At 73.9% G+C, this 17,106-nt stretch carries 1 protein-coding gene; it reads left to right on the forward strand.

All coding sequences use genetic code 11. The annotated features are described in order from the left end of the window. Positions 1 to 84 precede the first annotated feature (84 nt). Positions 85 to 17,106, forward strand: a complete 17,022-nt coding sequence (locus tag O7609_RS02735; protein ID WP_269743021.1) for a non-ribosomal peptide synthetase — start codon at positions 85 to 87, stop codon at positions 17,104 to 17,106.

The following is a 17,106-nucleotide window of genomic DNA, read 5'->3' on the forward strand; positions in this document are numbered from 1 at the left end:
CCTCCGGTCTGCCGCGCAGGAGCACCGCGCTGCACCTCGGCGATTTCCCGCAGACCGCACGGGACGGGTGAGAAGGGCGTCAGCATGGACGGCAACCGCACGACAGCAGGACACGGCACCACGGGCCCGGCGGCGGCGCCCACCACGCGCCGGAGGCTGCGGGCACGCCCCGCCGAGCGCGGGCCCCTCTCCTTCGGGCAGCGACGGCTGTGGTTCCTGGACCGCTGGCTCGGCGAGAACGCCGTCTACAACGTGCCGTTGACCCTGCGCTTCACCGGCAGGCTGGACGCCGGCCGGCTCGTGCGGGCCGTGACGTCCGTCGCCGCCCGGCACGAGGCCCTGTACACGGTGTTCGAGGAGGACGCGGACGGGGAGCCGCAGCAGCACCTGCTCGACGTGCGCGAACCGCACTGCCCCCTGGTGGAGCTGAGCGGCCTGGACCCCGCCGCGGCCAGGGAACGCGCCACGACGGCCGTCGAGGCCGACGCGCGGCTCCCGTTCGACCTGGCCAAGGACCCGATGCTGCGCATGACGCTGTACCGGCTGGCCGAGGACGAGCACTGGCTGCACCTCACGTTCCACCACATCGCCTGTGACGGCTGGTCCCTCAACCTGTTCCAGCGGCAGCTCGACGAGGCCTACCGCGCGGACGGACCGGGCGGCGAGCCGCCGCCCGTCCAGTACGCCGACTACGCGCTGTGGCAGTCCGAGATGCTGGACGACCCGCGCGTGGAGGCGGCCCTGGCCCGCTGGACCGAGGCGCTGGAGGGCGCCCCCGCCGTCCTCGACCTGGGCATCGACCGGCCCCGCCCCGCCGAGCAGACCTACCGCGGCAGGACCGTCGACTTCCCGCTGGACGGCGTCTCCCTCACGGCGCTGGAGGACTTCGCCGCCGGGGAGAACGTGAGCCTCTACACGGTGCTGCTCGCCGCCTTCCAGACCCTCGCCGCACGGCACTCGGGTGCGGGGGACGTCGTCGTCGGCTCCCCGGTGGCCGGCCGCGACAACGCCAGGCTGCACGAGCTCGTCGGCTTCTTCGTGGACACGCTCGTGCTCCGCGTCGACGTCGCGGACGACCCGTCCTTCCGGGAGCTCGTGGCCCGCTCGCGCACCTCGCTGCTGGACGCCATGGGCCGCGGCCGGGCGCCCTTCGACCTCGCCGTCAGCCATCTGCATCCGGAGCGGTCGCTGAGCCACAACCCCGTGGTGCAGACGCTGTTCGCCTTCCACGAGGAGGAGCACGACACCGCTTTCGGCGCCCCCGGCGACGGGCTCACCGTCGAGCGGCACATGGTGCCCACGGACACCGCCAAGTTCGACCTCACGTGGACCCTGTACCGCCGCTCCGGCAGCCTGCTGCTCCAGGTGGAGTACGCGACGGACCTGTTCGACGCCGACACCGTCCAGACCCTCGTCGACCACTGGCGGGTGCTGCTCGGCCAGGTGACCGCCGCGCCGGACGAGCCGGTCAGCCGCCTGGAGCTGGCCACTCCCGCCGAGCGGGGGCTGGTGCGGGAGTGGGCGGGTGACGGCCGGGACCTGCCGGTGGCGACGATCCACGAGCTCGTCCTGCGTCGGGCGGTCGAGACGCCAGAGGCCGTGGCGGTCGTCTGCGGGGAGGAGACCCTGACCTACGCCGAGCTGGTGGGCCGGGCCGCGCGCGTCGCGGAGGTCCTCACCGCCCGGGGGGTCGGGCCCGAGACGTGCGTGGGCGTGTGCGTCGAACGCTCGCTGGAGACGGTCACGACGACGCTGGGCGTCATGCTCGCCGGCGGCGTCTACGTCCCCCTGGACACCGCCTTCCCCACCGACCGCATGGGCCACATGCTCACCGAGGCCCACGCCCCGGTCCTCCTCGTCCACGGGCCCACCCGGGACATGGTGCCCGAGGGGCCCTGGGCCGTCGTCGACGTCAGCGAACCCGACTTCGCCGAGCCCCTCGGCCTCGACGCCGTCCCCCCGCCCGGGGACGTGGGGCCCGAGCACGCCTGCTACGTCATCTTCACCTCCGGCTCCACCGGGCGCCCCAAGGGCACCACCGTCACCCACGCCAACGTCACCCGGCTCTTCGCAGCCGTCCGGGAGCGCCTGGCCTTCGGCCCCGAGGACGCGTGGTCCCTCTTCCACAGCTTCGCGTTCGACGTGTCCGTGATGGAGATGTGGGGCGCCCTCACCACCGGTGGACGGCTCGTCGTCGTGCCGTACCTCGTCAGCCGGGACACCGACGCCTTCTACACCCTCGTCCGGGACACCGGCGTGACCATGCTGAGCCAGACCCCCTCGGCGTTCCGCCAGTTCGAGGCCGTGGACGCCGAGCGGGGCGACGCGCTGCGGCTGCGCGCCGTCCTGTTCGCCGGGGAGGCGCTCGACCGCCCCTCCGTGCGCCGCTGGGGAAGCCGCCGCGGATACGCCGAGCCTCTGCTCGTCAACCTGTACGGCATCACCGAGACCACCGTGCACGTCACCTACACGGAGGTGACCGAGGAGCACCTCGACGGCGTGTTCAGCCTGATCGGACGGGCCCTGCCCGACCTGCGACTCCACGTGCTCGACGCCCACGGGGAGCCCGCGCCCGTCGGCGTCACCGGCGAACTGTACGTCGGCGGCCCCGGTGTGACCCGCTGCTACACCGGACGCCCCGAGCTGACCGCCCAGCGCTTCGTCCCCGACCACCTCGGCGACCGGCCCGGCGCCCGCCTCTACCGCAGCGGCGACCTCGCCCGCTGGCGGGCCGACGGCAGGCTGGAGTACCTGGGCCGGGCCGACTCCCAGGTCAAGATCCGCGGCTTCCGCATCGAACTCGGCGAGGTCGAGGCCCAGCTCAGCCGGCAGCCCGGCATCCGCCAGGCCGTCGCCGTGGTGAGGGACGACCTCGGCGGACAGGCCGATCTCGTCGCCTACCTCGTCCCCGACACCAGCCCGCCCTCCGCCGGCGAGCTGCGCGAAGCGCTCAGCGCCGGTCTGCCGCCCTACATGGTGCCGCGCAACTTCGTCTTCCTCGACGCGCTGCCGCTCACTCCGCAGGGCAAGCTGGACCGCCGGGCCCTGCCCGCCCCCACCGGCGAACGCCCCGACCTCGGCGCCGGGTTCGAGCCACCCCTGCCCGGCCGGGAAGAGGTCCTCGCCCGCATCTGGGGCCAGGTCCTCGGCGTCGACCGCGTCGGCCGCCACGACAACTTCTTCCACCTCGGCGGCGACTCCATCCGCAGCATCCAGGTGCTGGGGCAGGCCCGCAACCAGGGCATCGGCTTCCAGCTGCAGGACCTCTTCCGCACCCCGACCCTGGCCGGGCTGGCCGAGGTCGCGCAGATCACGGACGGCGAGGGCGCGTCCCAGAACCGGGAGCCGTTCTCCATGATCTCCGCCGCGGACCGGGACCGGCTGCCCGACGGGGTCGTCGACGCCTACCCGATGGCGGAACTCCAGGTCGGCATGGTCTACGAGATGGAGCTGGACCCCGAGCGGCGGCCCTACCACAACGTCGACAGCATGCGGATCAGCGGCCGGTTCGACGAGGACGCCTTCAGACGGGCCCTGGAGATGGTCGTCGCCCGGCACGCCATCCTGCGGACCTCACTCGAACTCAGCGGATACAGCGAGCCCATCCAGCTCGTGCACCGGGCCGCCGAGATGCCGTGCCGCGTCGCCGACGTGCGGGACCTCGATTCCGCGGGCCAGGAGGCCGCGATCGCCGCGTACGTCGCCGCCGAGCGCGCCAACGGCTTCGACCACTCCCGCCCGCCACTGCTGCGGTTCGGCATCCACCGGCTGAGCGAGGACGCCTTCCAGTGGACGGTGACCGAGCACCACGCCATCTTCGACGGCTGGAGCCTGCACTCCACGCTGGCCGAGATCACCGGGCTCTACCAGCAGCTGGTGGCCGGCGAGGAGCCCGAGGCCCTCGCTCCTCCCGAGTCCGCCTACCGCGACTTCATCGCCGCCGAGCGCGCGGTCCTGCGCTCGGCGGAGAGCGAGGGGTTCTGGCTGGACCGGGTCGCGGACCGCCCGGACAGCCAGCTCCCCCGCTGGTCGACCGAGGTCGACGAGCGGCTCTCCGTCCCCGAGCGGGAGGACGAGTGGCGCGTCGTCCACGAGGCGGAGATGCACGGCGCGATCGAGACGCGGCTCCCGGCCCGCCTCTGCGACGCCCTGCTGGACCTCGCGCTGCGCTGCGGCGTGCCGCTGAAGTCGGTGCTCCTGGCCGCCCACCTGCGGGTGATGAGCCTCGTCACCGGCGACGTCGACGTCATCGCCGGGCTGTCGTCCAACGGGCGGCTGGAGGAGACCGGTGCCACCGAGGTGCGGGGTCTGTTCCTCAACACGCTGCCGTTCCGGCTGCGGCTGCCGGAGGGCAGCTGGGAGGAGCTGGTGCGGGCCGTGTTCGACGCCGAGCAGGAGATGCTGCCCCACCGCAGGTACCCCCTCGGCGCCCTGCAGCGTACGCTCGGCGGAGAGCCCCTCTTCGAGACGAGTTTCGTCTACAACCACTTCCATGTGCTGACCGACGAGTTCGGCAGCGGGCGCCTGGAGATCGTCGACGGCAAGATCGACAGCTTCAGCACGCTGCGGGCCGAGCCGACCAACTTCCCCCTGAGCGTGGGCGTCATCCGCAACCCCTACTCGACGCGCCTCCTGCTGAGCCTCGACTACCACCTCGGGGTCCTGGTCGAGGACCAGGTGGCGTTGTTGCGGGACTACTACGTGCGGGCCCTGGAGGCCATGGTCGCCGACCCCACCGCCCACTACGGCCACGACAACCTCCTCAGCCCCACCGAACGCCGACTCGTCCACCACTGGTCCGGAGACGGCCAGGACCTCCCCGTCACCACCCTCCACGAACTCGTCCTCCAACGAGCCCGCCAAACCCCCCACGCCACCGCCGTCACCCACGAAAACGCATCCCTCACCTACGCCGAACTCGTGGGCCGCGCCGCACGCATCGCCCAAACCCTCACCCGCCACGGAGTCGGACCCGAGACCTGCGTCGGCGTCTGCGTCGAACGCTCCCTGGACACCGTCACCACCACCCTCGGCATCATGCTCGCCGGCGGCGCCTACGTCCCCCTGGACACCGCCTTCCCCACCGACCGCATGCACCACATGCTCACCGAAACCCACACCCCCCTCCTCCTCGTCCACGCCCCCACCCGCGACACCGCACCCGAAGGCCCCTGGGACGTCATCGACATCAGCGAACCCGAGTTCGCCCAGCCCCTCGGCCTCGACACCATCACCCCACCCCACAGCGTCAGCCCCGAGAACGCCTGCTACGTCATCTTCACCTCCGGCTCCACCGGACACCCCAAGGGCACCACCGTCACCCACGCCAACGTCACCCGACTCCTCACCGCCGTCCAGCAACGATTCCCCTTCGGCCCCGAAGACGTGTGGACCCTCTTCCACAGCTACGCCTTCGACTTCTCCGTCTGGGAAATCTGGGGCGCCCTCACCACCGGCGCACACCTCATCGTCGTCCCCCACCACACCACCCGCGACACCCACGCCTTCCACACCCTCACCCACCACCACAACGTCACCATCCTCAGCCAAACCCCCACCGCCTTCCGCCAATACGAAGCCACCGACGCCCAACACGGCGGACACCACCACCTCCGCGCCATCATCTTCGGCGGCGAAGCCCTCGACCTCCCCTCCACCCGACGCTGGACCCAACGCCACGGCCACACCCACCCCACCCTCATCAACATGTACGGCATCACCGAAACCACCGTGCACGTGACGTCCACCGAGGTCACCGAGGGCCACCTCGACGGCGCGTTCAGCCTCATCGGTGATCCTCTGCCAGACCTGCGGCTCCACGTTCTGGACGCGCACGGACAGCCCACCCCCGTCGGCGTCACCGGCGAACTCCACGTCGGCGGCCCCGGCGTGACCCGCGGCTACACCGGACGCCCCGCACTCACCGCCGAACGCTTCGTCCCCGACCACCTCACGACCACGCGGCCCGGCACCCGGCTCTACCGCACCGGCGACCTCGCCCGCCGACGCGCGGACGGCAGGCTGGAGTACCTGGGCCGGGCCGACTCCCAGGTCAAGATCCGCGGCTTCCGCATCGAACTCGGCGAGGTGGAAGCGCGGCTCAGCCAGTTGCCCGGCATACGCCAGGCCGTCGCGCTCGCCCGCGGGGACCACGGCGGCGCCGTCGAACTCGTCGCCTACCTCGTTCCCGAGGCCGACGCGCCCGACGCCACCGAGCTGCGCGAGAGCCTGGCCGGCGTCCTGCCGCCGTACATGATCCCGCACCACTTCGTCACGCTGGACGCGCTCCCCCTCACCCCGCAGGGCAAGCTGGACCGCCGGGCCCTGCCCGCCCCCACCGGCGAACGCCCCGACCTCGGCGCCGGGTTCGAGCCACCCCTGCCCGGCCGGGAAGAGGTCCTCGCCCACATCTGGGCCAAGGTCCTCGGCGTCGAGCGCGTGGGCCGCCACGACGACTTCTTCCACCTCGGCGGCGACTCCATCCGCAGCATCCAGATCCTCGGCCACGCCCGGGACGCCGGCATCGGCTTCCACCTCCAGGACCTCTTCCAGCACTCGACGCTCGCCGAACTGGCCACCGTGGCCCGGGCCGACGCGGCGGCGGAGGCCGAAGACGGCACCGTCCCGGAACCCTTCGCCCTGCTCTCGGCCAAGGACCGGGACCGGCTGCCGGACGGGGTCGTCGACGCCTACCCGATGGCGGAACTCCAGGTCGGCATGGTCTACGAGATGCAGCGCGACCCCGACCGCAACCCCTACGTCAACATCACCTCCCTCCGCGTCCCCGGCCGTTTCGACGAGGCCGCGTTCCGTGCGGCCCTGGCCCGCGTGGCGGAGCGCCACGCCGTGCTGCGCACGTCGTTCGACCTGAGCGGGCTGAGCGAGCCGATGCAGCTCGTGCACGCCGTGGCGGAGCCCCGGCTTGACGTGGTGGACGTGCGGTCCCTCGACGAGGCCGCGCGGCGTGCCGCTCTCGCCGGTCACGTGGAGCGGGAGCGGGCCACCGCGTTCGACCCGGCCGCGGCTCCGCTGTGGCGGATGGCCGTGCACCTGCTGGCGGACGACGCCTTCCAGTGGACGGTGACGGACCACCACGCCATCCTCGACGGCTGGAGCCTCGCCGCCACCCTCACCGAGGTCACGGAGGTGTACCGCGCGCTGCTGGACGGGGACGACGCCGTCCCGCGGCCGCTGCGGTCGGCGTACCGGGACTTCGTCGCCGCCGAGCGCGCCGCCCTCGCCTCGGCCGACAGCGCCGCCTTCTGGCGGAGCCTGCTCGCCGACCATCCCGAGGGCCGGCTGCCGCGCTGGCCCGCGGACCGCCCGCACCTCCCCACCGGTGAGCGCGTCGCCGACGAGAGGTCAGAGCACGACGGCGACAGCGGCTACGGCGCCCTCGTGACGGTGCTGCCGCAGGAGCTGCTCGACGCGCTGGAGGAGAGCGCGGCCCGGATCGGCGTGCCGTTCAAGAGCGTGGTGCTGGCCGCCCACCTGCGGGCGCTGAGCCTGGTCACGGGCACGCCGGACGTGGTGACGGGACTGTCGTCCAACGGACGGCTGGAGGAGACCGACGGCACCGAGGTCCGCGGCCTGTTCCTCAACACCCTCCCCTTCCGACTCCGGCTGCCCGAAGGCACCTGGGCCGACCTCGCCCGCGACGTCTTCCGCTGCGAACAGGCCGTACTGCCCCACCGCAGGTACCCGATGGCCGCGATCCAGCGGGAGTCCGGCGGTGCGCCGCTGTTCGAGACGGGCTTCGTCTACAACCACTTCCGCCAGGTCGACGCGATGACGGAGTCCGGCGCCGCGGCGTTGTCGGGCCCGCACGCGGAGGGGAGCACGGGGGTCGCCCGGACGAGTTTCCCCGTGCACGTCGCCGTCAGCCGGGAGCCGGGCCAGGAGGGCATGCGCCTGGAGCTGGAGTACGACGCGCGGTCCTTCGCCGCCGAGCAGATGCGGCTCCTGCGCGACTACCACCTGCGGGCCCTGCGGGCCATCGCCGAGGACCCCGAAGCGGCCCACCACCACGGCGAGCTGCTGGGCGAGACCGAACGGGCGCTCCTCGCCGCCTGGAACGACACCGCCGCCCCGACGCCGACGACGACCGTTCACGCCCTCGTCGAGGAGCGCGCCGCGCGGACGCCCGGACGGATCGCCGTCGTGGCCGGGGAACGGAGCCTCACCTACGCCGAACTGGCCGCCGGCGCCGAACGCATGGCGGGACGGCTGCGCCGGCTCGGGGTCGGCCCCGAGCGGTTCGTCGGCGTCTGCCTGGACCGGTCGCCGGAGCTGGTCGTCGCCCTGCTGGCCGTGCTCAAGGCCGGCGGTGCCTACGTCCCCCTCGACCCGGCCTTCCCCGCCTCCCGGGCCGCCGACATGCTGGGCCAGGCCCGGGCGGACGTGGTGCTGGCGAGCGCGGAGACCGCGGAGCGGGTGCCCGACGGCCCCTGGCGGACCGTGGACGTGGAGGTCCTCGCCGCGGAAGGCGACGAGGACCACGGCGCCGAGGCACCGGCGCTCCCCGGCGCCGGACCGGACCACGCGTGCTACGTCATCTTCACCTCCGGCTCCACCGGGCGGCCCAAGGGCGTGGTGACGCGCCACCGCAACGTGGCCGAACTGCTGCACGGCGGTTCCACGATGGAACTGAGCCAGGACGACACGCTGCTGCAGATCGCCACCGTCGCCTTCGACGTCTCCACCTACGAGATCTGGGCGCCGCTGGCGGCGGGAGCGCGACTGGTCCTCGCACCCGCCGGGCCGTACACGCCGGAGGACGTCGCCGGCTGGGTCACCGAACACGGGGTGACGGTCCTGCACGCGACGGCCTCGCTGTTCGCCCTGCTGGTCGACCAGGAGCCGGCGGCCCTGGGCGGTCTGCGGCGGCTGCTGACGGGCAGCGAGACGGTGTCACCGGAGCACACGGCACGCGCGCTCGCGCTCCACCCAGGGCTGGAGGTGGTCAACTGCTGGGGGCCGACGGAGACGACGACCTTCTCCGTCTGCGGATCCTTCACCGCCCGGAACCTGCCCGACGGCCCGCTGCCGCTGGGCACCCCACTGGCCAACACCGAGGTGTGGGTGCTGGACGAGGCGGGCCGGCCCGTTCCCGTCGGCTCCCCCGGAGAGCTGTGCGTCGCGGGCCCCTGCCTGGCCCGCGGCTATCTCGGCAACCCGGAGCTCACCGCCGAACGCTTCACGCCGCACCCCCACCGTCCCGGCGTCCGGCTGTACCGGACGGGCGACCGGGGACGGTGGTCGGCCGACGGCCGGGTGGAGTTCCTCGGCCGGGTGGACCACATGGTGAAGATCCGCGGCTACCGGGTCGAGCCCGGGGAGGTGGGCGCGGCGCTCGGGGCACAGCCGCAGGTCCGGCAGTGCGTGGTGACGGCCGTGACGGACGCGGCGGGCGTCGCCGACCTCGTCGCCTACGTCGTGTGCGAGACCCCGGCGCCCGCGGCCGGTGAACTGCGTGCCGCGCTGCGCGAGCGGCTGCCGGACTACATGGTTCCGCGCATGTTCCTCTTCCTGGACGAGCTGCCGCTGACCCCGCAGGGCAAGATCGACCGGCGCAGGCTGCCCGCGCCCACCGGGGAGCGCCCCGAGCTGTCCGCGGAGTACGCGGCCCCGCTGCCGGGGGCGGAGACGCTGCTCGCCGATATCTGGTCGCAGGTGCTCGGCGTGGAGCGGATCGGCCGCGACGACGACTTCTTCGAGCTCGGCGGCGACTCCATTCGCAGCATCCAGGCCGTCGGCCGGGCGCGGGAGGCGGGCCTGCGGTTCGGTCTGCCGGAGTTGTTCCGCGCCCCCACACCGGCCCGGCTGGCCCGGCTGGCGCGAGTGGCGGGCGCGGACGGCGAGCGGCCGGCGGCACTCCCGGCCACCGAGCCGTTCTCCGTGCTGTCCGCCGAGGACCGGGCCCGGCTGCCGCACGGCACCGACGACGCCTACCCGATGGCGGAGCTCCAGCTCGGCATGGTCTACGAGATGGAGCGGGACCCCGAGCGCAACCCGTACCACAACGTGACGACGCTCCGGCACGAGGAGCCCTTCCGGGAAGCGGCCTTCCGCGAGGCCCTGGCCCTGGCCACCGCCCGCCACGCCGTCCTGCGCACCTCCTTCGACCCGAGCGGGTACAGCGAGCCCCTCCAGCTCGTCCACACGCGCGTCGAGCAGCCGCTGACCGTGGTCGACCTGCGGGCCTCGGGCGCCGAGGAGCGGCGGGCGGCGGTGGAGCACTTCGTCCGCGCCGAGCAGGCCGCGCCCTTCGCCCCCGGTCAGGCACCGCTGTGGCGCATGACCGTCCACGTCCTGGCGGACGACGCCTTCCAGTGGACCGTCACGAACCACCACGCCATCCTCGACGGCTGGAGCCTCGCCGCCACCCTCACCGAGATCGCCGGCCACTACCGGGCTCTCCTGGCGGGGCAGACGCCTGAACCGGCCCCCGTCCGCTCCTCCTTCCGGGGTTTCGTGGCCGCCGAGCGTGCGGCCCTGGCCTCCGCCGACAGCTCCGCCTTCTGGCGGGACCTGCTCGCCGAACGGCCCGACGGCCGCGCTCCCGTGCTCCCCGTCGACCACCTGCCCGCCACCGGGGACGACACGTCCGCCGGGTCGCTCAGCACGGCCCTCCCCCGGGAACTCGGCGAGCGGCTGGAGGCGCTGGCCCGGCACGGCGGCGTACCGCTGAAGTCCGTCCTGCTGGCCGCCCACCTGCGGATGCTGAGCGTCGCCACCGGCGACGTGGACGTCGTCACCGGGCTGTCGTCCAACGGACGGCTGGAGGAGACCGACGGCACCGAGGTGCGGGGTCTGTTCCTCAACACGCTGCCGTTCCGGCTGCGGCTGCCGGAGGGCAGCTGGGAGGAGCTGGTGCGGGCCGTGTTCGACGCCGAGCAGGAGATGCTGCCCCACCGCAGGTACCCCCTCGGCGCCCTGCAGCGCACGCTCGGCGGAGAGCCCCTCTTCGAGACGGGCTTCGTCTACCACCACTTCCGCCAGCTCGACGACCTGGCCACCGGCGTCGACGGCTCAGCCGAGAGCGAGCCCATCGCCGGGGCCGGCCGGACCCACTTCCCGCTGCTCGTCGCCGTCAGCCGGGAGTCCTGGCACGACGGCCTGCTCCTGGAGCTGGAATACGACGACCGGCTGCTGTCCTCCGGGCAGGTGGCGTTGTTGCGGGACTCCTACGTGCGGGCCCTGGAGGCCATGGTCGCCGACCCCACCGCCCACTACGGCCACGACAACCTCCTCAGCCCCACCGAACGCCGACTCGTCCACCACTGGTCCGGAGACGGCCAGGACCTCCCCGTCACCACCCTCCACGAACTCGTCCTCCAACGAGCCCGCCAAACCCCCCACGCCACCGCCGTCACCCACGAAAACGCATCCCTCACCTACGCCGAACTCGTGGGCCGCGCCGCACGCATCGCCCAAACCCTCACCCGCCACGGAGTCGGACCCGAGACCTGCGTCGGCGTCTGCGTCGAACGCTCCCTGGACACCGTCACCACCACCCTCGGCATCATGCTCGCCGGCGGCGCCTACGTCCCCCTGGACACCGCCTTCCCCACCGACCGCATGCACCACATGCTCACCGAAACCCACACCCCCCTCCTCCTCGTCCACGCCCCCACCCGCGACACCGCACCCGAAGGCCCCTGGGACGTCATCGACATCAGCGAACCCGAGTTCGCCCAGCCCCTCGGCCTCGACACCATCACCCCACCCCACAGCGTCAGCCCCGAGAACGCCTGCTACGTCATCTTCACCTCCGGCTCCACCGGACACCCCAAGGGCACCACCGTCACCCACGCCAACGTCACCCGACTCCTCACCGCCGTCCAGCAACGATTCCCCTTCGGCCCCGAAGACGTGTGGACCCTCTTCCACAGCTACGCCTTCGACTTCTCCGTCTGGGAAATCTGGGGCGCCCTCACCACCGGCGCACACCTCATCGTCGTCCCCCACCACACCACCCGCGACACCCACGCCTTCCACACCCTCACCCACCACCACAACGTCACCATCCTCAGCCAAACCCCCACCGCCTTCCGCCAATACGAAGCCACCGACGCCCAACACGGCGGACACCACCACCTCCGCGCCATCATCTTCGGCGGCGAAGCCCTCGACCTCCCCTCCACCCGACGCTGGACCCAACGCCACGGCCACACCCACCCCACCCTCATCAACATGTACGGCATCACCGAAACCACCGTGCACGTCACCACCCAGAACATCGATCCCCGGCAGCTCGGCGCCGAGCACAGCAACGTCGGGCGTCCGCTGCCCGATCTCTCCACCCACGTTCTGGACGCGCACGGACAGCCCACCCCCGTCGGCGTCACCGGCGAACTCCACGTCGGCGGCCCCGGCGTGACCCGCGGCTACACCGGACGCCCCGCACTCACCGCCGAACGCTTCGTCCCCGACCACCTCACGACCACGCGGCCCGGCACCCGGCTCTACCGCACCGGCGACCTCGCCCGCTGGCGGTCCGACGGCACGCTGGAATACCTGGGCCGGGCCGATTCCCAGGTCAAGATCCGGGGCCACCGCATCGAGACCGCCGAGATCGACGCCCAGCTCAGTCGACAGCCCGGCGTCAGGCAGGCCGTCGTCACAGCCCGGGACGACCACGACGACACGACCGCGCTCGTCGCCTACCTCGTCCCCGACGGCGCGCCGCCCACCACCGCCGAGCTTCGCGAGGCTCTGGGGCGTGCCCTGCCGCCGTACATGATCCCGCACCACTTCGTCACGCTGGACGCGCTCCCCCTCACCCCGCAGGGCAAGCTGGACCACCGGGCCCTGCCCGCCCCCACCGGCGAACGCCCCGACCTCGGCGCCGGGTTCGAGCCACCCCTGCCCGGCCGGGAAGAGGTCCTCGCCCACATCTGGGCCAAGGTCCTCGGCGTCGAGCGCGTGGGCCGCCACGACGACTTCTTCCACCTCGGCGGCGACTCCATCCGCAGCATCCAGATCCTCGGCCACGCCCGGGACGCCGGGCTCCGCTTCGGGCTGCCGGAGTTGTTCGCGGCCCCGACCGTGGCAGGGCTGGCCGAGGTCGCCGAGGAGGACGAGCCGCCGGCGGACACGGGGTGGCCGCCCCCGCGGGAGCCGTTCGCGATGGTCTCCGCCGCGGACCGGGACCGGCTGCCCGACGGGGTCGTCGACGCCTACCCGATGGCGGAACTGCAGGTCGGCATGGTCTACGAGATGCAGCGCGACCCCGACCGCAACCCCTACCACAACGTGGAGAGCCTGCCGATGTCCGGCCGGTTCGACGAGGGGACGTTCCGGCGTGCGGTACGGCTGGTCGCGCGGCGGCATCCGGCTCTGCGGACGTCGCTGTCGCTGACGGGTTACGGCGAGCCCCTGCAGCTCGTCCACGCCGAGGCCGAGGTGCCGTTGACGGTGGTCGACGTGCGGGGCGAGGGCGCGGACGCGCAGCGTGCGGCGCTGGAGGCGACGGTGCGCCGGGAGCACGCCACGCCCTTCGTCCTGGAGACGGCTCCGCTGATGCGGATGACCGTGCACGTGCTGTCCGGCGCGTCCTTCCAGTGGACCGTCACCGAGCACCACGCGATGCTCGACGGCTGGAGTGTCGCGTCGACGCTGGCGGAGATCGCGGAGACCTACCGCGCGCTCCTGGACGGGGAGGACGTCGCCCTGCGGCCGCTGCGGTCGGCGTACCGGGACTTCGTCGCCGCCGAGCGCGCCGCCCTCGCCTCGGCCGACAGCGCCGCCTTCTGGCGGAGCCTGCTCGCCGACCGCCCCGAGGGCCGGCTGCCCCGGCGCGCGGCGGACGACGGTGAGCCTGACGGTGACGGCGTCCTGTACGCGTCGGTTCCGGCGCGGCTCGTCGACGCGCTGGAGGAGTTCGCGGCGCACGCGGGCGTGCCGTTCAAGAGCGTGGTGCTGGCCGCCCACCTGCGAGTGGTGGGGCTGGTCACCGGCCGGTCGGACGTGGTGACGGGGCTGACGTCCAACGGGCGGCTGGAGGAGACCGACGGCACCGAGGTCCGCGGCCTGTTCCTCAACACCCTCCCCTTCCGCCTCCGGCTGCCCGAAGGCACCTGGGCCGACCTCGCCCGCGACGTCTTCCGCGCGGAGCGGGACCTGCTGCCGCACCGCAGGTATCCGATGGCGGCGCTGCGCCGCGAGCTGGGGGGCGGTCCGCTGGTCGACGTCAGCTTCACCTACAACAACTTCGCGCAGTACGGCGGCCTCGCCCGCTCCGGTGCCCTGGACACCGAGGGCCCGGGGAGCGGTGTCCAGGGCGTGGCGCTGACCGACTTCCCGTGCAGCGTCACCTTCAGCCGCGAGCCGGTGTTCGGCGGCATGCGCATGGAGCTGGAGTACGACGGCAGGGAGATCTCGGCCGCGCAGGCCGAGCGGCTGCGGGACTACCACCTGCGGGCGCTGGCGGCGATGGCCAGGGACGCCGGGGCCGGCCTGCGGGAGACCTCGCTGCTGAGCGGGGCCGAGCGCGCCCGGCTGGCGGCGTGGCGCGAGGAGGACGCCGACGGGGGCGCCGGGGAGGAGCGGGCCACGGTGCCGGAACTGCTGCGCCGTCAGGTGGCCCGGACGCCCGAGGCGGTCGCCGTCGAGCACGGTGCGGGGCGGCTGACCTTCGCCGAGCTGGACGCCCGGACCGACGCCCTCGCGCACCGGCTGCGCGCCGAGGGGGTGCGCCGGGGCGATCTGGTCGGAGTGCTGCTGCGGCCCGGCGTCCCGGTGGTGATCAGCCTGTGGGCGGTGTGGAAGGCGGGGGCGGCGTTCGTCCCCCTGGACCCGGACCTGCCTGAGCGGCGGCTGCGGCAGCTCCTGGACGACGCCGGGCCCGTCCTGGTCGTCACGGAGGCGCCGCACGCGGTGCCGCGGGGGCCACGGGTGCTCGACCTCGCCTCCGCCACGGAGGCGTCGGCGGCGGGCGATGCCGGGGGGCTGCCGGTCGTCGGGCACCGTGACCTCGCCTACGCGATCTTCACCTCCGGCACCACCGGACGGCCCAAGGGCGCGCTGATCGAGCACGGCGGCCTGGCGAACTACGCGACGGGCGCGCTGCGGGAGCGGGCGCGCTGCGTGGACGCGCCGAGCCCCGCCCGTCCCCTGCGCGTCGTGACCGGCACCTCCGCCTACGTGTCCGACTTCTTCCTCGGCCAGGTCCTGTTGCTGCTCGAGGGGCACACGCTGTGCGTGCTGGGCCCCGAGGAGCGGCGCGACCCGGCGCGGCTGGTCGCGTGGGCGCACGACGCGGAGCGCGCGGCGGACGTCCTGGACATCACGACAGCCCAGGCGCAGGTGCTGGTCGACCACGGACTGCTGGACGCCCCGCATCCGCCGCGGCTGCTCGCGGTCGGCGGCGAGGCGTGCCCGCCCGACCTGTGGCGCCGGCTGGCGGCGCGGCCGGGGCTGCGGGCCTTCAACACCTACGGTCCGGCCGAGGCGACGATCGAGGCCACCGTCGCCCCGGTGGACGCCCGCACGGGGCCGACCATCGGCACGCCGTGCCGCGGGGTCCGCGTGCATCTGCTGGACGACGTCGGCGACGAGGTGCCGCCCGGCTCCGTGGGCGAAGTCCACATCGGCGGGCCGGGAGTGGGGCGCGGCTATCTGGGGCGGCCCGGGGCGACGGCCGAGCGCTTCGTGCCGGACCCGTGGGGCGCGCCCGGCGCCAGGCTGTACCGGACGGGCGACCTGGCGCGCCGGACCGAGCGGGGCGACCTGGAGTTCCTGGGCCGGGCGGACCACCAGATCAAGGTGCTGGGCCAGCGGGTGGAGCCCGAGGAGGTCGAGGCCGTGCTGCGCTCGCACCCGGCGGTGACCGGCGCGCTCGTGGGCCGCGCGCCGGACGGGGAGCGGCTCGTGGCGAACGTCGTCACGGCCGGCGGCCGGCCGGTGGGGAGCCGGGAGCTGCGGGAGCACGCGGCGGCCCGGCTGCCCTCGGCGGCCGTCCCGGCCCGCTTCGTGCCGGTGGACGCCCTCCCGCTGGCGCCCAGCGGGAAGCTCGACCGGCGGGCACTGCGCACCGGTGAGGGCGCCGGCGCCCCGGCCGTCGAGTCGGCTCCTGACACATCGGCGTGGTCCGAGACGGAACGGCGGGTCGCGGCGGTGTGGGGCGCGCTGGGCCTGCGGCCGGAGCCGGACGACGACTTCTTCGCGGTGGGCGGCCACAGTCTGCTGGCCGTCCGGCTGGCCGCCGAGCTGGGTGCGGCTTTCGGCACGCCCGTGCCGCTCGGGCAGCTCTACCGCACGCCCACGGTGGCGGGCCAAGCCGCGTTCCTGGAGTCCGCCCGGGGCGCGCTGCTCGCCACGGCCCGCGGCGAGCGGAGCGTCGTGGCCATGGGCGGCCGCGCGGGCGCCCGGCCGCTCGTCCTGGTCCACCCGCTGGGCGGCACGCTCTTCTGCTACCTCGACCTGGTCGCCGGGGTGCGGGACTCCTTCGACGTCCTCGGGGTACAGGGCGATCTGACGGGCGGCACCAGGTCCGCCGACTTCACGGCGACGGCCCGGCGGTACGCCCGGGAGCTGGCGCCCCGGCTGCGGGGCCGGCGGCCGGTGGTCGCCGGCTGGTCGGCGGGCGGCGTGCTCGCCCACGAGGTCGCGGTGCGGCTCGCCGAACTCGGCGTCCTCGCCGAGCGCGTCGTCGTCGTCGACGCGTCTCCCCACCACGGCGGGGAGACGCGGGCCGACGCCGAGCGACTGGAGCGGCTGCGGCCCAAGGTGGCGCGGCAGGGGCCGCGGCGCCTGCTGGCGGAGGACGGCGCCGGGCGGCTGCTGGAACTCCTCGGCGTGGACCCGGAGGCGCTGGCCGAGCTGGACGGCGGTCTCGTCGCCTCGCTCATGGGGTTCTGGCAGGACATGCTCTCCGGCCTCGCCGGCCACCGGCCGTCCTCGTTCGCCGGGCCCGTTCGTCTCGTCGTCTCCCGGGACGGTGCGCCGCGGGCGCGCCGGGCCGCGATCGACGGATGGCGGCGGCTCGCCAGATCCCTCCGCGTGTCCCCGGCGGACGGCGACCACTACCAGCTCATGCGGGACCCATGGGTCACGGCCGTCACCGACGCGCTCACCGACCCGACCGAAACGGAAGGAGCTTGA

The organism is Streptomyces sp. WMMC1477 (assembly GCF_027460245.1).
Taxonomy (GTDB): Bacteria; Actinomycetota; Actinomycetes; order Streptomycetales; family Streptomycetaceae; genus Streptomyces.

What these genes read in the sequence shown, in the direction of transcription:
- O7609_RS02735 (WP_269743021.1), top strand. Translation starts at nt 85, where the DNA reads ATGGACGGCAACCGCACGACAGCAGGACACGGCACCACGGGCCCGGCG.